Genomic DNA, 20,820 nt, shown 5'->3' on the forward strand with positions numbered 1-20,820 from the left:
CCCTTTAATGATCTCCCTTACTTCATTTTCATCGGGAGAATCTATGCCTCATATTAATAGTAGTATTCAAATTCAATCCGCTAATGAGATATCGTTAATTCGGGAAAGCATTAATATTTATCAAAAAAAGAATAATTCATTTGCTCTATGTTCTAAAGCTGCAAAATGGTCTGATGATTTATCGCCTGAGAAACTTTTTGGGCGCCAATCTCAATCTTATGATTATCTTATTGGGTTAATTGCGAGTGGCGTTTATTTCAAAGATTGGGAAACTATGCATGGTGTTGAACGACTTAATCATACGCAATTACATGAAATTGGTATTGATTCAATTTTATTACGTGATACATCAACAGGATTTGAAGCAAATATTTGTCGTTTTAATGAGTTGTATATTATTTGCTTCGCTGGTTCAGATGAGTTAGTTGATTTTTATGCGGATATCCGACAAGGGCTTGGTTACTATGAACCTCAATATTTTCAAGCGGTCAATTTAACCAATATTCTTTATAAAGTATCTAAGGGAAATATGATTTGTGTTGGCCACTCGTTAGGAGGAGGGTTGGCAACATTTGCTGCTCTTGCGAGTAATACGCCTTGTATTGCTTTTAGTTCAGCGGGAGTTGCTAAAAATACGATCCAAAGAATTGGTATGGATTATGAAAAAGCTAAACAAATCGCAAATGACGGCCTCGTTCGTTTTTATGTTGTTCGATATGATTGGTTGGATTTACTTCAATCATTAAAGCCATTTCCTCCTGCACTAGGTAATAAGATCATATTAGATTACTACAATGAAGGTAAAACATGGCGAGATTGGCTTCCTCATCGTTTATTAACGCGGAATTTCATTGCGCATGGTATGCCTAAAATTCTCAAAATGATGTGTCATTTTACACCATGGGAGAATGGCAGTAGGGTAGTTAACGATGATATTGAGGTTCAATTAGAGCAGTTTAGTTACGGATTATCATTTTTTCATGATGATCAAACCGATTGTTGGCAAGGTTGTTGCGAAAACAGTATTAAACAGGGCAATATTGCTGGATTCACCAATTTGATCTCAGTTGGTAATAAACCAGTTCATCTTGATAAGTTGGTTGGATACTCTGTGAGGTCAACGGATCCTGAATTCATGAAGGTTCTTTTGGCTTCTTCATATGCGAGTGATATTAAAAAAGTACACTTAGGAAATGAACGAACCTTTTTACACCTTGCCGCGCAATCTGGGCGGTTAGAGCAAACTGCAATCTTATTAGCGGAAGGGTGTGAAATAAATGCGGTAGACAGTACGGGTAATACGCCACTCCATGATGCTTTAGGCTGTTATGCATTATTAGTCGCTGAGTTTTTACTGGCTCAAGGGGCGGATTGGCGAATTAAAAATCATCAAGGTTATGATTGTCTTGATGTATTGGAAAATCATATGGTTAAAGCGGATTATTTATCACCACAGGGAAGGTTATTGCGTGAAAAATTGACGTTAATGATGCAATAAAAAACGGGCTAAGCCCGTTTTTAAATTTATTCTGTTTTATCAGTCGTTGGTGTCGCTGAAGGGGTTGCTGGTTTACGGCGTTTACCGATGTTCTTTTTATCACGAAGACGAACTTTTGCTTTCTTTTTAGACTCTTCTTCTTTTTTCTTTTCTTTACGTTTTGCTAGCACTTTCTTAGATGGTTTTGGTTTATTCATCATAGCTTCTGAAGGTGCTTTAGTGGTTGGACGTAAAGAATCAACAACACGCATTTTGATTGGATCTTCAATATAGCGAGTGACTTTACCAAATAAAGGATAGTCATGAGCCTCAATCAATGAGATTGCTGTTCCTTTTTTACCAGCCCTTCCTGTGCGGCCGATACGGTGTATATAGACATCCGCAGTGCGCGGCATATCAAAGTTAAACACATGGCTAACATCATCGATATCTAAGCCGCGAGAGGCTACGTCAGTCGCAACTAAAACTTTGACTTGTCCACTTACAAGGCGGCGTACCGCTTCATTTCTTTTTGCTTGAACCATCTCACCTTCAAGATAGCAAGGCTCAATACCTGCATCGCGCAGCCATTGTACGACTTCACGAATTCGTTCACGCTTACGTACAAAAACAATTGATTTAGTTACATCGTCTTGTTTTATGAGATGACACAGTAAAGCTGTTTTATGCTCTAGCGTATCTGCGCGGTAGTAAAATTGCTGTATTTTTTTACGTTCACGACGTGATGATTCAGCATCGATTTCAATCGGATCTTCTAACAAGCGTTCAGAAAAATCACGAATAGCTTCCCCTTCAAGGGTAGCTGAAAACAGCATGGTTTGTTTGCGCCAACGAGTTTCACCTGCGATAGTCTCAATATCATTGGCAAAGCCCATATCTAACATGCGGTCAGCTTCATCAAGGATCAAAATTTCTACTGCACGGCAGTCAAAATTTTCTTCTTTTATGTATTGCAGTAGGCGACCTGTGGTAGCGACAACAATATCTTGGTTTTCACTAAAAACTTCGGCGTGGTTCATATACGCAACGCCGCCAGTAATCGTGGCGATATCAAGGTGATTATGAGCACATAATTCTCTTGCTTGATCTGCAACCTGCATTGCCAATTCACGGGTTGGTGTTAAAACAAGCACCCGCGGAGGACCTGATTTTTTTCTTGGAAAATCGAGTAAATGTTGGATAGCTGGCAGTAAGAATGCGGCAGTTTTGCCGGTGCCAGTGGGAGCTGAACCTAAAACATCACGACCATCCATTGCAGCAGGGATGGCGGCTGCCTGAATCGCAGTTGGGCGTTCATAGCCTTTATCTGCCAGCGCGTTGATCAGGCTTTCATCTAGTTCAAGTTCAGAAAATGTGGTTGCAGTCATGATATACCTCTATTTGGGGCGCTGATTATAAACAGGTTAGCCAAATTGTTCATCTGAAAATATGCATCTTTTGGTAAAGTGTACCTGTTTTTGTATGCAGCGGGCAGTAATATTGCCAGAAAGCGTGCTTTCCGAGGTGAAAGCACGCGATAGTACTCGTTATATTCCAAGTTGTAGGAGTGTTAACTAGGCTCAGCTATCCAAATCGCATTATTTACTCATGCTTATCGGTTCGTCTTCCTACAACTCGAATTATTTTGAGTAGAGAGAAGTTAACTCAGAATGTTGATTAACCATGTATGATATGGGATGCCGACTAGGTCAATCAGTACTGCACCACTTAATGGAACAATCATAAACGCTTTCATAGAAACTTGTTTATAACGTTCACAAACTGAAGACATATTAGCCATTGCATTAGGTGTAGCACCTAACCCATGCCCCATTAAACCAGAGCACATAACCGCTGCGTCATAATTTTTACCGAGTAATTTAAAGATAACGAATATGACGAGTAAAATAAGTATCACAACTTGGGCAAACAGGATAATAAACAGTGGTAAAGCCACTTCTTTTAGTTCCCAAATTTTTAGCGACATCATTGCCATCGTTAAAAAGAGTCCTAAAGAAACTTCAGAAATTAAATCAACAGATTTTTGGTTAATTTTAAATAAATTAACCTGATCGTTGATATTGCGGATCACGATAGCAATGATCATCGCTCCAACATAACTTGGTAATGAAAAACCCGTTGCTTTAGTGAATTGAGCTGAGGCGAATTGACCAATAACCATAATACCCAGCACTAATGCAAGCATTTTTAAAAATGCATGAGCGTCAATCGATTCAATTTTGCTGGCGATCGTCTCGGTCACTTTTGGGCTTTTAATGGTTTCATCAGCTTCAATAACGACGTTATGTTTTTTTATTAAATAAGACGCAATTGGTCCGCCTAATAAGCTACCAGTAATTAAGCCAAAGGTCGCCGCCGCAATAGCTGCTACGGTTGCAGACTGTACGCCAAGCCCTTCAGCCATTTGACCGAAAGCTGCGGCACCACCATGACCACCAGTGAGTGATACACCACCTGCCATAACGCCGATTACTGGGTTGATCCCCAATAAATGCGCTAAGCCTGCACCAAAAGTATCTTGGAATAAAACAATAAACCAACAGATAAATAGGTAGATGAATAATAAACGTCCACCACTTTTTAAAATGCGGAAGCTGCCATCAATACCGATAGTGGTAAAAAAGGCAACCATTAGGAAAGTTTGTAAGCTGGTGTCAAAATGAATTTCAGCTAAATTAAAGGATTTTAAACCCCAAATAATTAAGCTAACAAGAAAACCACCAATAACAGGTGATGGAATACAAAAGCGTTGTAACCATTCAATGCGTTTTTTAAGGTGGATACCCATAAGAAGGCAAAGTACGGTTAGTAAAAGTGTCGATAAGGTGTCTAATTGTAATGTAAAGTTCATATAGTTTCCCTGTAGCACCGTTATTTTGCCAGTACTTTCCTTAAAATCTGTTGTTATAGTTTCATTTAAGAAAAGTTGAAATATATTACTGCAAATTTACGGTGTTTTTATCAGTCGCATTGTTGTGTGTTTATTAGAATAAAAATTGGTAAATTAAATAAGCTGCTAATTTTGACGTATGGTTATCAATATCAAATTCTGGATTACATTCAGCAATATCAAAGACAGCAATTTTTTGACTGGCTTTAATTACGGCAAATAATTCATCAAATGTTTCGGTATTAATGCCTTTCGCTGCGGGAGCACTTACCCCAGGCGCAATTGAGGCAGAAAAAACATCTAAATCAACAGTGACATAAAGGTAATCGACTTGTTCGATAAATTGCTGAATTTGATTAATTGCTTTTGGTAGTTGGCTTTGGGATAGCTCTCTATCACGAATATATTGGCACCCTAATTTATCCGCAGTATCAAATAACACTTTAGTGTTGCCATGGTCAGCAATACCTAAACAGAGATAATTAAATGGGCGATTATGTTGTTCGCATAATTTTGCCGATTGTAAAAAAGGTGTTCCTGAAGTCGCTTCCATTGCCGTTCTGAGGTCAAAGTGAGCATCAAAATTAATGATACCTATTGTTTTAGTTGGCTCTGTTTGGGCAACAAAGTCAAATAAACCTTGGAAGCTAGCAAAAGCAACTTCATGTCCACCGCCTAAAACGATAGGGGTTTGATTTGATGATAAAATAGCGATCAATTGATCAGAAAGATTGCGCTGAGCGGTTTCGAGATCGTTATCATCACAACGGACGGTTCCTGCGTCGCGGATCGCGAGAGGCTGATGTAATGGGAGCCCAGCCAATTGTTGACGAATAGCATCAGGCCCTGCTTTAGCACCTAGTCGTCCTTTATTACGCCTTACCCCTTCATCGGAGGCAAAACCGATTAAAGCAAACTGTGCAGGGGTGTTTTTATTCATGACTTGATGGATGCGTAAGTGCTCTTCAGTATCTCCATCAGTACGGCCTTGCCAAATAAAAGGTGCTGCCATAATTACTCCAGATTAATCAGTTTGGTCATATTGAGCGCTGCTTTGCAGGTCTCGACAATAAACTCATCAACACGATGAGTAGAGCGAAATTCAGGTGCCATGACAGAAACCACGGCAATGACATCATTACCCTTAAAAATGGGGGCGGAAACACCTAATACGCCTTCATCAATTTCACCATAAGATACACCATAGCCTTGTTGGCGAATTTGCGTCAGGGCTTGCTTTAACTGCGTTATACTCTCTGGTGATTGTAATTGTTCGCCATGAGTTTCAAATACCAGTGATTGATAGTCTGCATCGCGAAAAGCCAACAATGTTTTTGCACTAGCGCCTTTTATGAGTGTGTTGCCGCGGCCAATCACAAAGGAGCAACGTAGTGCCTGAGAGCTTTCGATCATGTCAACACAGATGGTTTCACATAGATTTGAGGTAATAATCGCAACCGTTTCTTGGGTTTTTTTACTCAATGATTGCAATTCAATCTTGGATGAATTCATCAGTAAGCTGTGTTGGTAGTATTTTTCCTGAGTTTTGATACTCTGCGCACCAACAGTATACGTACCATATTGCCTAGCGTATGTGATAAATTCCCAGTTTATGAGAATGGCTAGCAAGCGATAAACAGTGGAAACAGGAATATTTAATTCGTTAGAAATCATTTGCGGAGTGACGGGAACCGTACTTGCAGTGATATAGGATAAAATATTCAATGTTCGGTTAATACTGTTCATGGTATCCCCTTTTTTTCGAACTTAGCAGTAAATATTTTTGGGCTCAAATAATATTCTCACAATATGAGAATTATTTTGTGGAAAAAATGTAATATTTTCATTTTTAAATTGTCACATAATGAGAATTTGAATAATTAATATACGATTCAGAGTGGTTGAGTAACGTGAAAAAAAATTATCGCAAAGGTGGTTTTACCTTTAAGCAATTTTTTGTTGGACATGATCGTTGTGCAATGAAGGTGGGAACAGATGGTGTGTTATTGGGAGCATGGGCACCAGTTCAACAAGCCAAGAGAGCATTAGATATAGGTTGTGGTAGTGGGTTAATTGCTTTGATGTTGGCTCAACGAAACTCGCAATTACTGATTGATGCTGTTGAATTAGATAATGCAGCGGCAGAACAAGCGCAAGAGAACTTCACTGAATCAAAATGGGCTGGGCGGTTGCGCGTTTTTGCGCAAGATATTGTTGAATTTAGTGCAATTAACCCACAACAATATGATCTTATTGTCAGTAATCCTCCTTATTTTGAGCCATCAGTGTCTTGTAGTACAGAGCAACGTGATCAGGCCCGTTATACTGCGACACTGACTCATGAAACATTACTTGATTGTGCTAAGCAATGCTTAGTCGCTGATGGGGTATTATGCCTTGTTTTACCTTATGAAGTCGGTGAAAAAGTTGAAATAATGGCAAATAAGGAAGGGTGGTTCACCGCGTATCGAATCAATATCCAAGATAAATCAACCACGGCGTTTCATCGCATGCTACTAGGCCTGAAGTTGACCTTTGTAGAGCCTAATGTGTCAACATTGGCATTGAAGGAGGTTGATAGTCAGGTTTATACCGAAGATTTTCAGCAATTGATCCGCGAGTTTTATTTAAAATATTAGTAGCCAACAGTCGCTGGCTACTAATCGATTTAAGGTTTGAGAATAGTGGGGCCTGAGTGCTCAAGTTGTTCAGGGTAGTCTAGTGTATAGTGTAACCCTCTACTTTCTTTACGTTCTAGAGCACAGCGAACCATCAATTCAGCGACTTGAACAAGGTTTCTTAATTCCAGTAAGTTATTTGAAATACGGAAGTTTGCATAATATTCATGAATTTCTTGTTGTAACATATGGATCCGCCGTAAAGCCCTTTCCAGCCGTTTAGTCGTCCTGACGATCCCCATGTAATCCCACATAAATAATCGTAATTCATGCCAGTTATGTTGAATGATCACTTGCTCATCTGAATTATGAACTAAGCTATCGTCCCATTCTGGCAAGGTTGTAATATCTGCAACTTGCGAGATCACTTTTTTGATATGTTCGGATGCGGACCAACCATAAACAAGGCACTCTAATAATGAATTGGATGCCATGCGGTTCGCACCATGTAAACCGGTATAACTGACTTCCCCGATTGCATAAAGATTATGAATATCTGTCATGCCATTTTGATCAACTTGAACACCACCACAGGTATAGTGAGCGGCGGGAACGATAGGAATCGGTTCTTTAGTCAGATCTAACCCTAATGTCAGTAATTTTTCGTAAATAGTTGGGAAATGATTTTGAATAAAGTCAGCGGGTTTGTGGCTAATATCAAGATACATGCAATCTGCACCTAAGCGCTTCATTTCATGATCTATCGCTCTAGCGACAATATCACGTGGGGCAAGTTCACCGCGTTGGTCATAGTCAGGCATAAAACGGCTACCATCAGGACGCTTTAAGTAAGCGCCTTCACCACGTAATGCTTCTGTCAGTAAAAAATTGCGTGCTTGTGGATGGAATAGGCATGTCGGGTGAAATTGGTTGAATTCAAGGTTGGCTACGCTACAGCCAATGCGCCATGCCATTGCTATCCCATCACCAGAAGATATATCAGGGTTAGTGGTATATTGGTAAACTTTTGCTGCGCCACCAGTAGCCAACACGATGATCTTAGCGCGGATCGTTTCAACTTGTTCTTTTTGTCGATTCCACACATAAGCACCAACGATACGCGTATCACCTGACAAACCAACCTTATCCGATCGAATGAGATCGACGGCATTATAGCGTTCTTTTATATGAATATTGGGATGGGAAAAAGCAAGGTTGACCAGTGTTGTTTCAACTTCTTTGCCTGTTGCGTCTGCGTGGTGGAGTATTCGCCGGTGGCTGTGTCCACCTTCACGAGTGAGGTGGTATTGGGTTGCTCCAGAATCGGTGACTTCAGTATCAAAGAGAACACCTTGATCAATCAGCCATTGTACGCATTCTTTTGCATTGGAGGCGATAAATTCAACGGATTGCTTTTCACAAATGCCAGCCCCTGCAATGAGTGTGTCTTCAACATGAGATTCAACGCTGTCACTGTCGTCGAAAACAGCAGCAATTCCGCCTTGTGCGTAGTATGATGCACCTTCATTTAGCTTACTTTTACTAAGAATAGTCACTTGATGAAACGGTGCGAGCCGCAATGCAGCAGAAAGCCCTGCGACACCGCTACCAATAATAAGAATATCAGTGTAATGCTGTGTAGAGTTTTTCATAAGTGGTTGTATGCTGTGTAGTATTAATTGGAGTTTTCATGTTAGCCTATCGCACTTGTCAATGCTATTTGTGAAAGCGTCTTTAATGTTATTGATTACGGTGGGTTGAGCTTGGCGTTTATACACGCCATACTTCAAGTTGCAGTGGTGTTGGTCGCATATACTCGCGCTGCCATATAGCTATCTATGTGCCCAATGACTCGGTGACTTGTTGCTTAGCTGCACCTCGAATTATTTTGAGTATATATTGATAAAGCGGTATGCTACCTAAATGGTTTTAAAGTGATTTTCTGCGGATCGCAAGGATCCTTTATCAGTGAGAAACGACTTTTATTGTAAGTTTTTTACTAATTTTATGCATTAAATTGAACTTCATCTATTTTTATTACTCAAAGTTATGCTTGCTTTAGGAAGGGAGTGATGATCAATTTAACAAATTTACAGCCTGAGTTCGGGAGATTTTCCCAGGAATGAGCGAGCAACTGACAGACCAGATGTTGGTCGAAAAAGTCCAAAAGGGGGACCAAAAAGCTTTCAACTTGTTGGTGATTAAATATCAGCACAAAGTTGCAAGTTTAGTTTCCCGTTACGTACCTCAAGCTGATGTGCCTGATGTTGCTCAGGAGTCTTTCATCAAAGCTTATCGTGCGATTGGGTCGTTTCGTGGTGATAGTGCATTTTATACATGGTTGTATCGTATTGCTGTCAATACAGCTAAAAATTATTTAGTTGCTCAAGATCGCCGCCCACCAGCGTCAGATCTGGAGGCCAGCGATGCAGAAAACTTCGAAACCGCTAGTGCATTAAAAGAAATTTCGAACCCAGAGAACTTAATGTTGTCTGAAGAACTGAAAAGGGTAGTTTTTCGAACCATAGAGTCGTTACCTGAAGATTTAAGAATGGCAATAACACTCAGGGAGCTCGATGGTTTAAGTTATGAAGAGATCGCTGAAATTATGGATTGCCCTGTGGGTACTGTACGTTCGCGGATCTTTAGAGCTCGAGAAGCTATCGATAATAAAGTACAGCCACTGATCCAACGGCACTAACAATTGGTCATGTGATTGATTTTTGATCACAACGTATGATAGTGCAGATAAACATAATCAGGGCATTAAACTGTAATTGTGATGCAATTAACTGAAGGTATTCGGGCATGCAAAGAGAGAAACTTTCCGCAATGATGGATGGCGAAGTTCTTGATATAGAATTAGTAAACGCCATTACATGTGATTCAACGTTACAAAAACGTTGGGAGAGCTATCATCTTATTCGTGATACTCTGCGTAATGATACCCCTGACGTCATGAATTTTGACATAGCAGGTAAAGTTGCCGCAGCATTAGAGAATGAAGTTGTGCGTATTAATCCTCAGGTAGTTATGGAATCGCAACCTGAACCAACAACGTGGAGCGGAATGCCGTTCTGGCAAAAAGTACGCCCATGGGCAAGTCAAATTACACAGATTGGCGTCGCTGCTTGTGTATCACTGGCGGTAATTGTTGGGGTACAGCAATATAATCAAAGCAATTCATCCGATTCTGTGATTGATGAACCGGTATTTAATACGATCCCAGCCGGTGCTGGTGCTCCCGTTAGCTTAAACTTCTCTGATGGTCAGCTGTTTGGTAATGAACAGCAAATGCAACAAGTTGAACAGCAAAATCAACGTGTTAATGCAATGCTTCAGCAGTATGAAATCGAAAGACGTTCAATGTTGAATCAACAATATCATGAAAGTGACAAAGCTGTAGTACCCGCAGGAGTTAAACTGCAATAATGAATAAGTGGTTATCCGTCATCTGCCTGACGGGCAGCCTGATTATTTATAATCAAGCTTCGGCATCTCAACCAGATGCTGAAGTTCTCTTCAAAGAGATGGGAAGTGCTGCCCAAAATCTTTCCTATGAAATGTCGTTCATGTCTTTTAGCCCCAGAAGCATTATCCCAGTGCGTTATCGACATGGGATTATTAATAATGTTCCCATCTCTCAGATGATCCAAATGGATTCATCTCGACGTGAGATTGTGCAAAAAGGGCAACAAATCAGCTATTTTGAGCCAGGTTTTGATGCATTTAGTTTAAATGGTAATCATATTGTTGATAACTTACCGTCAGTGCTGTTCGCTGACTACGATAAAATCAAGCCGTATTATAATTTCATTGATGCGGGGAGAACCCATATCGGTGATAAGCCATCGTTAGTGATCCGAATTATCTCTAAAGATAATTCACGCTTTAATTATGTTTTATTGATTGATGAAGAAACTAAATTACCGCTACGCGTTGATCTTTTAGACAATAATAGTCAAACCATAGAGCAGTTCCGAGTGATATCGACTGTTTTAGACAGTAAAACGGTTAATGATTCACTGGCCAATCTAAGTAAAATTAATCTGCCGCCACTATTAGTCTCCCCGAAAAATAGTAGTCCGTCATTTAAATGGCGAGTTGGTTTTTTACCGCCAGGTTTTGAAGAGGTGTCACGTTCAGAGCGTAAACTGGCAGAGAATGATGAAGTTGAAAGCGCATTATTTAGCGATGGATTATTTACATTCTCAGTTAATATTACTAAGGCTGAGCAAGGGCTACCTTTAGATCAACCAATCCAAAATGGTCGCCGCACAATTTATACCATGACTCAGAAACAAAATGTGATTACCATAATAGGTGAGCTGCCGTTAGCTACGGCACAGCAAGTTGCTGCAAGCATTCGTTTCTAGGAGTAAATGATGATAAAAGAATGGGCAACAGTGATTCGTTGGCATCAAGGAAGAGCGTTATTGCGTTATGGCGCTTCTTCTGGATGTGGTAGCTGTAGTGCTCGTGGAGCTTGTGGCTCTTATGCACTAAGTAAAATAGGACCGAATACAGAACATCAGTTAGAAGTTGAAATTGAACAACCTTTAGTTGTTGGTCAAAAGGTTGAGGTAGGCATTCCTGAAGGGAGTTTACTGCGTTCTGCGATGTTGGTTTATCTAACTCCTCTAATTGGCCTATTTTTAGTGGCTGTATTAGTACAACTTGCAGGTTTTGAACAAGTATGGGTTGCTACCTCTGGCATTGCTGGTGGTTTTTTAGGCTTTTTTTTAGCGCGTAAAATTGCCTCTTACTGGCGTGACGAGTCAGCATTTCAGCCAGTTATCTTACAGATAGGACTTCCTCCTGGGGAGCTTTCCGTTCAAGTTGATTGCTAAGTCAGTACCGCCTGTGATAACAGGCGGTTTTGTTTTATACCGCAATCGTTCATCAACAGGCTCTAAGTAGTTTACAGTTGTTTTACATTGAACCTTTGTGTTAGTGGGAGCTTCTATGTAAAATGCTGCTAATTAGCAATCTTGTGATAATCATAGCATTTTAGTTCTGCGGCAAGTATTTATGCAGGGCTGATTTTGTAGGCAATTTAAAAGAAGATATTACCTTGAAAATCAATAACATAAGAAACTTTTCTATCATTGCTCACATCGACCATGGTAAATCAACACTGTCTGATCGTATTATTCAGATCTGTGGTGGATTAACGGATAGGGAAATGGCAGCTCAGGTTCTTGACTCTATGGATTTAGAGCGTGAACGTGGGATTACAATCAAAGCGCAAAGTGTAACGCTAGATTATAAAGCCTCTGATGGTGAGACCTATCAATTAAACTTTATTGATACCCCCGGCCACGTTGACTTCTCTTATGAAGTTTCTCGTTCCTTAGCGGCGTGTGAAGGGGCTTTGTTGGTTGTTGATGCGGGGCAAGGCGTGGAAGCTCAAACGCTTGCAAACTGTTATACCGCCATCGAAATGGATCTAGAAGTCGTTCCTGTTCTGAACAAAATTGACTTACCAGCCGCTGATCCTGAGCGTGTTGCCGAAGAAATTGAAGATATTGTGGGCATTGATGCTCATGATGCAGTACGTTGTTCTGCAAAAACAGGTATTGGTGTACAAGATGTTATTGAGCGTTTAGTGCAAACAATCCCTGCACCGCAAGGTGATGTTGATGCGCCACTACAAGCACTAATTATTGACTCATGGTTTGATAATTATTTGGGCGTTGTCTCCTTAATCCGAATTAAAAACGGCGTGTTGCGTAAAGGCGATAAAGTTAAGGTGATGAGTACTGGGCAGGTATATAATGCTGACCGTCTTGGTATCTTTACACCAAAACAAATTGACCGTGATTCTTTAAGTTGTGGTGAAGTGGGCTGGCTAGTCTGTGCAATTAAAGACATCACTGGTGCGCCAGTAGGGGATACATTAACTGGTGCTCGTAATCCTGCTGATAAAGCACTTCCCGGGTTCAAAAAGGTTAAACCACAGGTCTATGCAGGTTTATTCCCTGTGAGTTCTGATGATTATGAAGCCTTCCGTGATGCATTAGGTAAATTAAGCCTCAATGATGCTTCATTATTTTATGAGCCAGAAACCTCGAGTGCGCTTGGCTTTGGTTTCCGTTGTGGCTTCCTTGGCTTACTCCACATGGAGATTATCCAAGAACGTTTAGAGCGTGAATATAATTTAGACCTGATTACTACGGCACCAACGGTTGTTTATGAAGTAGAACAAACTAATGGTGAAGTCGTTTATGTCGATAGCCCTGCTAAATTACCGCCTCTAAACAATATTGAAGAGTTACGAGAGCCTATAGCAGAGTGTCATATGTTGATGCCTAAAGAATATTTAGGCAACGTAATTACACTTTGTGTAGAAAAACGCGGTGTTCAGACGAATATGGTCTATCATGGTAATCAAGTCTCATTGACTTATGATATTCCAATGTCTGAAGTTGTTTTAGATTTCTTTGACCGTTTGAAATCGACCTCGCGTGGCTATGCATCATTAGATTATGCATTTAAACGCTTCCAAGCTTCCGACATGGTACGTGTCGATGTGATGATCAATGGTGAGCGTGTGGATGCGCTAGCGCTGATAACGCACCGCGCGAATTCGCAGTATCGTGGTCGTGAATTGGTTGAGAAGATGAAAGAGCTGATCCCACGTCAGCAGTTTGATATTGCTATTCAAGCGGCTATCGGTAACCATATTATTGCTCGATCGACAGTTAAGCAGCTACGTAAAAACGTACTTGCTAAGTGTTATGGCGGTGATGTTAGCCGTAAGAAAAAACTGTTACAGAAGCAAAAGGACGGTAAGAAGCGTATGAAACAGGTAGGTAATGTTGAACTACCTCAAGAAGCGTTCTTAGCTATTTTGCATGTCGGTAAAGACAACTAATAATACAAGGAGTCTCAATGGCTAACACCTTTGCCTTGATCCTAACATTAGCCACATTGGTTACTGGGATTATCTGGTGTTTAGATCGCCTTAAGTTTTCGCCTGCGCGGAAGAAAAAGCTGCAACAAATACAGGAAGCGAGCCAAGGCTCATTGACCCAAGATGAAATGGAAAAAGTGGTACGCCGTCCATCATGGGTTGAAACTGGCTCTTCTATTTTTCCTGTTTTAGCGATTGTTTTGGTGGTGCGTTCATTTATTTATGAGCCATTTCAAATTCCATCAGGCTCAATGATGCCAACATTATTAGTTGGGGATTTTATGTTGGTTGAGAAGTTTGCGTATGGTCTGAAAGATCCCATTACGCAAACTACGCTAATTAAAACAGGTAAACCATCACGTGGTGATATTGCTGTCTTTAAATATCCTAAAGATCCAAGCGTGGATTTTGTAAAACGAGTGATAGGTTTACCGGGTGATAAAATCGTTTATAACCCAGATGCGAAAGAATTGACGATTTATCCAAATTGCGCAGATAACAACTGTACCCAACAATTACCCATCACTTATGGTCCTTTAGCACCAAGTGAATGGACAATGTTCTTTAATGTGGATTCTGTTGTTGAAAGCCAAAAAGGTAATTACCAGATCCCTGTTGACCAGCCTGTTCCCGGTAATGCGTTACGTCAATATCAAAGAACTGAGAAATTGGATACTGTTGAGCATCAAATTTTGATTATTCGTCAAGCAATTACAGAATCGCGTTATGTTCAACCTAACATGCCTTCAAATGAATGGATTGTGCCTGAAAAGCATTATTTTATGATGGGTGATAATAGGGATAATAGTTCTGATAGCCGTATGTGGGGCTTTGTTCCTGAAGAGAACCTTGTTGGACGTGCTGTATTTATCTGGCTAAGTTTAGATAAGCAAGAGAATGAATGGCCGACAGGTATTCGTTTTAGCCGTATTGGACCAATCGGATCATAACTTGAAGTATAACGAGTTGATACTCTAAATAATTCGAGTTGTATAGTAAGCGACAAACGAAGCTAGGCGGTAAGCATAGATAAACTATGTGACCTGCCTAGCTGAGTATAGCTAGCCCCTAGCAACTTGAAATATGACAGGTAGAACAGGTAGATTTGGGTTTTATTATCAAAACCCACATAAACCGAAGCATTATTGTTTTTCTCAGTGTACAATATAATTTAATTAATATTTATTGGCTTTTTAATTAATCCCTATCGTTTTATTCACGTTGTGTATTAAACAATGGGAAAAGTATTAGAAGCCAGTGCAAACGCAACAGTTTTGTTTTTTACAGGTCTGTTGCGTGTGCTTTTTTGTCAATCAGAGAAATGGCTAGGCGCGATGAACCCCTCTTTACTTGAGCAATTACAACGAAAACTTGGTTATAAGTTTAATCAACATGATCTTTTGATTCAGGCGCTCACGCACCGTAGTGCGAGCAGTAAGCATAATGAGCGTTTAGAATTCCTTGGTGATTCTATTTTAAGTTTTGTGATAGCAAATGATTTATATCACCGCTTTCCTAAAGTGGATGAAGGTGATATGAGCCGAATGAGAGCAACGCTAGTGCGTGGAAATACGCTAGCAGAAATTGCTCGTGAGTTTGAACTAGGCGAGTGTTTACGTTTAGGGCCTGGTGAGCTAAAAAGTGGCGGTTTTCGCCGTGAATCAATACTAGCGGATACAGTGGAGGCACTTATCGGCGGTATCTTTCTCGATAGTGATATCCAAACAATTGAAAGAATTATTTTGGATTGGTATCAAACTAGGCTGAATGAAATTAGCCCGGGTGACAAACAAAAAGACCCGAAAACGAGATTACAAGAATATTTGCAAGGGCGTCATTTGCCATTACCTAATTATGTTGTTGTACAAGTAAAAGGTGAGGCACATGATCAGGAATTTACGATCCATTGCCAAGTTAGTGGCATTGAGCAGCCAATTAATGGAATTGGTTCAAGCCGTCGTAAAGCTGAGCAAGCTGCTGCCGAACAAGCATTGAAAATTTTGGAGATTGAATGAGTGAAAAACATCCCCACTGTGGCTTTGTAGCTATTGTTGGGCGACCAAATGTGGGTAAGTCAACACTGCTAAACCAGCTATTGGGGCAAAAAGTTTCGATTACATCGAGAAAGCCTCAGACAACCCGCCATCGCATAATGGGGATCCATACTGAAGATGAATATCAAATCATCTATGTGGATACTCCAGGTTTGCATATTGAAGAAAAACGAGCAATAAACCGTTTGATGAATCGTGCTGCATCCAGTTCTATTGGTGATGTTGAATTAGTTATTTTTGTGGTTGAAGGCACGAATTGGACTGATGATGATGAAATGGTTCTCAATAAGTTGAAAAGCCTTCGGTGCCCAGTCATATTAGCGATTAATAAAATCGATAATGTAACTGACAAAACGGTTTTGCTTCCGCATATTGGTTTTGTTAGCCAAAAAATGAATTTCCTTGATGTTGTGCCGATTAGTGCTGAAAAAGGTAAAGGGGTTGATACAATCGCCAAGATTGTAAAACAACATATTCCTGAAGCTGATCATCACTTCCCTGAAGATTATATCACTGATCGTTCACAGCGCTTTATGGCATCTGAAATCATTCGTGAAAAATTGATGCGCTTCTTAGGTGATGAACTTCCTTATTCCGTTACTGTTGAAATTGAACAATTTAAAGTAATGGAAAAGGGAGGTTTTCACATTAATGGCCTAATTTTAGTTGAACGTGAAGGCCAAAAGAAAATGGTCATAGGGAATAAAGGTAGCAAATTGAAAACCATCGGTACTGAAGCACGTATCGATATGGAAAGACTGTTTGATACCAAAGTTCACCTTGAACTGTGGGTTAAAGTAAAAGCTGGCTGGGCTGATGATGAACGTGCATTGCGCAGCTTAGGCTATGTTGATGATCTAAAATAATAGGTAGATCACTGTGAGTGGTTGGCAACGAGCGTTTGTACTCCATTCTAGACCCTTCAGTGAAACGAGCTTATTAATTGATTTTTTCACTGAAGGCGAAGGCAAGATCCGTCTACTCGCCAAAGGGGCTCGCCGAAATCGTTCACCACTTCGGGGTTGTTTACAACCCTTTACTCCTTTGCTGATCCGTTGGGGTGGCAAAGGAGAAATCAAAACACTGATCAATGCGGATCCAATCTCATTATCACTCCCATTAAGCGGTACAGTACTTTATAGTGGCCTATACCTCAATGAGCTAGTAACACGGGTTATTGAGTTTGGTACACCTTATTCAGCCTTATTTTTTGATTACCTTTCATGTATACAAGTGCTTGCTGCAAGTGAAAAAACCCCTGAGTTCGCACTAAGACAGTTTGAATTAGCATTGTTATCCTACCTTGGTTATGGTGTTGACTTTCTGCATTGTGCGGGAAGCGGTGAGCCTGTGTCGGATACCATGACTTATCGCTATCGCGAAGAAAAAGGTTTTATTGGTAGCCTCATTATTGACCAATTGAGTTTTACAGGTAAACAGCTTAAAGCATTAGCTGCGAGAGAATTTCCTGATAGTGATACTCTGAAAGCTGCTAAGCGATTTACTCGTATGGCTTTAAAACCGTATTTAGGTGGGAAACCACTGAAAAGTAGAGAGCTCTTTAGGCAATTTGCCATACCTACCAATTCTAATGCCACCAAATCATAAGTTGAGTTTGGCGTAACATATCGTTCATTGCGAGCGATATTGTTTGGTCTCATTGTATTCTTCGAGCCGCTTCCCAAAAAATTAACTATTTGCAGAAATCTAAAGATAAGTTTGGAAAGGTACTCGAATGAAGCAGAGATTTATTCCCATAAGTAGCGAAATTGCAGTAGGATAGGGGCATTGAAGAGTATTTGACTGTATTAATTTGGGGAGTAGATAATGGCTGAGCTTTTGTTAGGTGTGAACATCGATCATATTGCAACCGTAAGAAATGCACGGGGTACCCAATACCCAGATCCAGTTCAAGCTGCCTTTGTTGCAGAACAAGCCGGAGCAGATGGTATCACTGTGCATTTACGTGAAGACCGCCGTCATATTACAGATAGAGATATAGAACTACTCAAAGAAACCATTCAAACACGCATGAATCTTGAGATGGCAGTGACTGAAGAAATGGTGGAAATCGCATGTCGTATTAAGCCTACTTTTTGCTGTTTAGTGCCAGAAAAACGAGAAGAAGTCACCACCGAAGGGGGGTTGGATGTAGCAGGTCAGTTTGACAAAGTATCAGATGCGGTTAAACGCCTTACAGAAGCGGGTATTCAAGTTTCACTGTTTATTGATGCAGACCATGCGCAAATTGATGCTGCACAGGCATCTGGCGCACCTTTTATTGAAATTCACACTGGTGCTTATGCAGATGCTAAAACCGAGCAGGAACAAGAAATTGAATTCCGTCGTATTCGTGATGGGGTTTCGTATGCGGCAGGCAAAGGTTTGAAAGTAAATGCAGGGCATGGTTTAACCTATCACAATGTTCAGCGCATTGCAGTGCTACCTGAAATTTATGAATTGAATATTGGCCATGCAATTATTGGTCGTGCATTATTTAGTGGCCTAGCAGGTGCGGTATCCGATATGAAAAAATTATTGAGAGAAGCTCGCAGCTAATGGCTATTGTTGGTCTTGGTACTGATATTGTTGAAATTGCGCGGATTGAAGCGGTAATAGAGCGTTCTGCTGATAGTTTAGCTAAGCGGATATTAACTGAAAGTGAATTCAAGCAGTTTCAACAGCAATCGCAGCCAGCGCGTTTTTTGGCAAAGCGATTTGCGGTTAAAGAGGCGGCGGCTAAAGCGCTAGGGACTGGTATTCGCAATGGTTTAGCATTTAATCAGTTTGAAGTGACTAATGATCCGCTAGGTAAACCTCTATTAACGCTAACGGGAGAGGCTGAGAAGCTTGCCGAGCGAATGGGGGTTACGCATTTTCATGTATCAATAACTGATGAACGACACTATGCTGCCGCTACAGTGATTATAGAAAGTGTATAAGTCTGCTTTGTGGGTATTGAGCTCGTAGTGCAAAGTATCAGTTATATGAACATCATTTAAGCTACGTGTTGATAGATAAGCCTATCTATCAACACGTAAGTTGAACTTATATCGCTAGAGTTTGCTTTATAGGATAAAAAATACAGTGGTTAATAACGATTCTATTGTTGAATGAACGCTTGGTTCAGGCGTCATGGACGAAGAGGCTGTTATTTTTTATCATATTTTATCAGCATGGTGGATCATCACAAATTTATCCCATAGCTGCTCTTGGCTTTCAATATGAGCAGGATCGGTGATAATGGTATTTGTGATTGGGCAAACGGATTGGCAGGTTGGCTTATCATAATGACCAACGCATTCGGTACAAAGGTTTGTATCGATCTCGTAGATTTCATCGCCCATGTAGATTGCATCATTAGGGCATTCGGGTTCGCACATATCGCAATTGATGCATTTTTTGGTGATTAGTAGTGCCATTTTAGCTAGTTAAATTTATTGCTTGTGATGCTAATGAATCGAGTATTGTACACCTAAATTGAAAAATTAAATACTAGTTATCAAGGAAATAGCAAAACTACTGTATTTATAGTAATTTTGCTATTATATAACTTAATGATATTAAATAATTTATTGGCTATTTATATTAAATTGATGAATTTCCCAAGCTTTGGTGGTGCTGCTTTGTCTATATTGAAATAGGTTATTATTTACTATATAAAACATCCCTGCCACCTTACGTACATTAGAACGTAGAGAATAGGATAACTCTAGGGTAAGGTTATCTGTTATCGTGTATAGAGATATAAGTGTTTGCTCTGAATTAATTATATATAAATATATATATCCATTATATGTATCTTTTATTACATTTAAGTCATAAATATTTGTTTCAACTTTTCCTTCGGATATTATTTTTTTTGCAAGGATAACACCGGTTTTATCTATTGGGTAGATCCTATAGCTACCATCTTCACTAATACCAATAAAATAGCTTTTTCCATTGATATGAAAAAACTCCGTAGCTGAAAAATATTTATCGAAGGTTCCATTTTGTACATGAATTATATCCATATTTTATACTCTCTACGTTATTATTTACTAATGTAAAAACTTTAATTTAATAATTTGAGAATAAGATAATCGGTGTAATTATCTTATTTTAAGTATGCCTTTTTAAGGTGAAATATTATTTATTATCAGTGAAGGCGACTTTACTTATCTCCCATCCTTTTGTTTTTTCATTTTGATAGTAGTAATATATCGTTCCATTGATAGCATAGTACAATGCTGTTCTAGCTGCTGAGTTTGGATTAGAGATGATTAATTCATAAAGTTGTTCAAGATTACCTGTATCTAGTACTTTGAAAAACTGGATTGATTTATCAACCAAATTAAAACCAAAGATATATTGTTTATTTGTGACGACATCAACCAGTGTTTGTAGATTACTAAGATAGGATGAAAATTTTCCTTTAATAATAGGTGTTGAGCCCTCAATAGAACCTTTATCATTTACATTGTAAATGTAATAAGCGAAATCTTGATTAGTATGCCCTAAAAAATAGGTTTTTTTAGTTGAGGTTGTATAAACAACATTAGAAGGATAGAATTGATCGAAAACACCATCGATAAAAATATTTTGTGAAAATCCCATTTTAAACCTCTTAATATTTAAATTGAATGTAGTAATGTTTAAGCACATTTATATTATTCATTTAAAAATCATTTAGAAATAATGTTTATTGTTAGTCTATTTCACATATATAAATGCTTGTAAAATAAATAATTAAATAATTAAATAATTAAATAATTAAATAATTAAATAATTAAATAATTAAATAATTAAATAATTAAATAATTAAATAATTAAATAATTAAATAATTAAATAATTAAATAAT

Annotated in this window: 21 protein-coding genes; 13 read left to right on the top strand and 8 right to left on the bottom strand. The window is 39.3% G+C overall.

Features of this window, described 5'->3' with window-relative positions:
* Positions 1-43: 43 nt before the first annotated feature.
* The gene (locus JI723_RS07100) at positions 44-1,498 is read left to right on the top strand and encodes a Tle-like phospholipase domain-containing protein (RefSeq protein WP_272581213.1); all 1,455 of its coding nucleotides are present in this window, start codon (positions 44-46) and stop codon (positions 1,496-1,498) included.
* A 26-nt stretch (positions 1,499-1,524) separates the two neighbouring features.
* Here the strand turns inward: JI723_RS07100 and srmB are convergent, their stop codons facing one another.
* The 4 genes from srmB to JI723_RS07120 form a co-directional block, all read right to left on the bottom strand.
* Entirely contained in the window at positions 1,525-2,865 is a 1,341-nt protein-coding gene (gene srmB, locus JI723_RS07105; RefSeq protein ID WP_272581212.1) for an ATP-dependent RNA helicase SrmB, read from the bottom strand.
* Positions 2,866-3,137: 272 nt separating this feature from the next.
* Complete coding sequence (gene gltS / locus JI723_RS07110; protein ID WP_337979960.1) at positions 3,138-4,286, bottom strand: sodium/glutamate symporter; 1,149 nt, start codon at positions 4,284-4,286, stop codon at positions 3,138-3,140.
* 196 nt (positions 4,287-4,482) lie between these two features.
* Entirely contained in the window at positions 4,483-5,400 is a 918-nt protein-coding gene (gene hutG, locus JI723_RS07115) for a formimidoylglutamase (RefSeq protein WP_070930028.1), read from the bottom strand.
* A 2-nt stretch (positions 5,401-5,402) separates the two neighbouring features.
* The gene (locus JI723_RS07120; protein ID WP_272581211.1) at positions 5,403-6,134 is read right to left on the bottom strand and encodes an IclR family transcriptional regulator; all 732 of its coding nucleotides are present in this window, start codon (positions 6,132-6,134) and stop codon (positions 5,403-5,405) included.
* 155 nt (positions 6,135-6,289) lie between these two features.
* Between JI723_RS07120 and trmN the strand changes: the two genes are divergently transcribed.
* Positions 6,290-7,027 (top strand): tRNA(1)(Val) (adenine(37)-N(6))-methyltransferase TrmN, encoded by a 738-nt coding sequence (gene trmN / locus JI723_RS07125; RefSeq protein WP_272581210.1) that lies wholly within the window; start codon positions 6,290-6,292, stop codon positions 7,025-7,027.
* Between the two features lie 29 nt (positions 7,028-7,056).
* Here trmN and nadB read toward each other — a convergent pair whose 3' ends face one another.
* Complete coding sequence (nadB, locus tag JI723_RS07130) at positions 7,057-8,658, bottom strand: L-aspartate oxidase (RefSeq protein ID WP_319066183.1); 1,602 nt, start codon at positions 8,656-8,658, stop codon at positions 7,057-7,059.
* A gap of 470 nt (positions 8,659-9,128) precedes the next feature.
* On the opposite strand from nadB, the gene rpoE reads away from it, so the two are divergent.
* From rpoE to acpS, 11 genes are all read left to right on the top strand, one after another.
* A complete protein-coding gene (rpoE, locus tag JI723_RS07135; protein ID WP_070930032.1) occupies positions 9,129-9,707 on the top strand; it encodes an RNA polymerase sigma factor RpoE in 579 nt (192 codons plus the stop codon).
* Positions 9,708-9,814: 107 nt separating this feature from the next.
* Entirely contained in the window at positions 9,815-10,438 is a 624-nt protein-coding gene (gene rseA, locus JI723_RS07140; protein WP_070930033.1) for an anti-sigma-E factor RseA, read from the top strand.
* On the top strand, positions 10,438-11,382 hold the full coding sequence (rseB, locus tag JI723_RS07145; protein ID WP_070930034.1) for a sigma-E factor regulatory protein RseB: 945 nt from the start codon (positions 10,438-10,440) through the stop codon (positions 11,380-11,382). The genes rseA and rseB overlap by 1 nt, the downstream gene beginning before the upstream one ends.
* Positions 11,383-11,391: 9 nt before the next feature.
* Entirely contained in the window at positions 11,392-11,856 is a 465-nt protein-coding gene (gene rseC / locus JI723_RS07150) for a SoxR-reducing system protein RseC (protein ID WP_070930035.1), read from the top strand.
* Between the two features lie 230 nt (positions 11,857-12,086).
* Positions 12,087-13,883 (top strand): translation elongation factor 4, encoded by a 1,797-nt coding sequence (gene lepA / locus JI723_RS07155; RefSeq protein WP_070930088.1) that lies wholly within the window; start codon positions 12,087-12,089, stop codon positions 13,881-13,883.
* Between the two features lie 17 nt (positions 13,884-13,900).
* The gene (lepB, locus tag JI723_RS07160; RefSeq protein ID WP_272581207.1) at positions 13,901-14,872 is read left to right on the top strand and encodes a signal peptidase I; all 972 of its coding nucleotides are present in this window, start codon (positions 13,901-13,903) and stop codon (positions 14,870-14,872) included.
* Positions 14,873-15,256: 384 nt separating this feature from the next.
* The gene (rnc, locus tag JI723_RS07165) at positions 15,257-15,937 is read left to right on the top strand and encodes a ribonuclease III (protein ID WP_070930089.1); all 681 of its coding nucleotides are present in this window, start codon (positions 15,257-15,259) and stop codon (positions 15,935-15,937) included.
* Positions 15,934-16,842 carry a GTPase Era gene (gene era / locus JI723_RS07170; RefSeq protein ID WP_070930037.1) on the top strand — a complete coding sequence of 303 codons (909 nt, stop codon included), beginning with the start codon at positions 15,934-15,936 and terminating at the stop codon, positions 16,840-16,842. Before rnc ends, era begins: the two co-directional genes overlap by 4 nt.
* Positions 16,843-16,855: 13 nt before the next feature.
* The gene (gene recO / locus JI723_RS07175) at positions 16,856-17,584 is read left to right on the top strand and encodes a DNA repair protein RecO (RefSeq protein ID WP_070930038.1); all 729 of its coding nucleotides are present in this window, start codon (positions 16,856-16,858) and stop codon (positions 17,582-17,584) included.
* A 219-nt stretch (positions 17,585-17,803) separates the two neighbouring features.
* Positions 17,804-18,535: a pyridoxine 5'-phosphate synthase gene (gene pdxJ, locus JI723_RS07180; protein WP_070930039.1), complete on the top strand. Its 732-nt coding sequence runs from the start codon at positions 17,804-17,806 to the stop codon at positions 18,533-18,535.
* A complete protein-coding gene (gene acpS / locus JI723_RS07185; protein ID WP_070930040.1) occupies positions 18,535-18,918 on the top strand; it encodes a holo-ACP synthase in 384 nt (127 codons plus the stop codon). Before pdxJ ends, acpS begins: the two co-directional genes overlap by 1 nt.
* Before the next feature lie 219 nt (positions 18,919-19,137).
* On the opposite strand, the gene JI723_RS07190 is transcribed toward acpS, so the two are convergent.
* From JI723_RS07190 to JI723_RS07200, 3 genes are all read right to left on the bottom strand, one after another.
* Positions 19,138-19,398: a YfhL family 4Fe-4S dicluster ferredoxin gene (locus JI723_RS07190; RefSeq protein ID WP_070930041.1), complete on the bottom strand. Its 261-nt coding sequence runs from the start codon at positions 19,396-19,398 to the stop codon at positions 19,138-19,140.
* Between the two features lie 150 nt (positions 19,399-19,548).
* The gene (locus JI723_RS07195) at positions 19,549-19,992 is read right to left on the bottom strand and encodes a hypothetical protein (RefSeq protein WP_140180277.1); all 444 of its coding nucleotides are present in this window, start codon (positions 19,990-19,992) and stop codon (positions 19,549-19,551) included.
* Positions 19,993-20,107: 115 nt separating this feature from the next.
* A complete protein-coding gene (locus JI723_RS07200; protein WP_140180279.1) occupies positions 20,108-20,575 on the bottom strand; it encodes an XRE family transcriptional regulator in 468 nt (155 codons plus the stop codon).
* Positions 20,576-20,820 lie beyond the last annotated feature (245 nt).

This window comes from Providencia manganoxydans, assembly GCF_016618195.1.
Taxonomy (GTDB): domain Bacteria; phylum Pseudomonadota; class Gammaproteobacteria; order Enterobacterales; family Enterobacteriaceae; genus Providencia; species Providencia manganoxydans.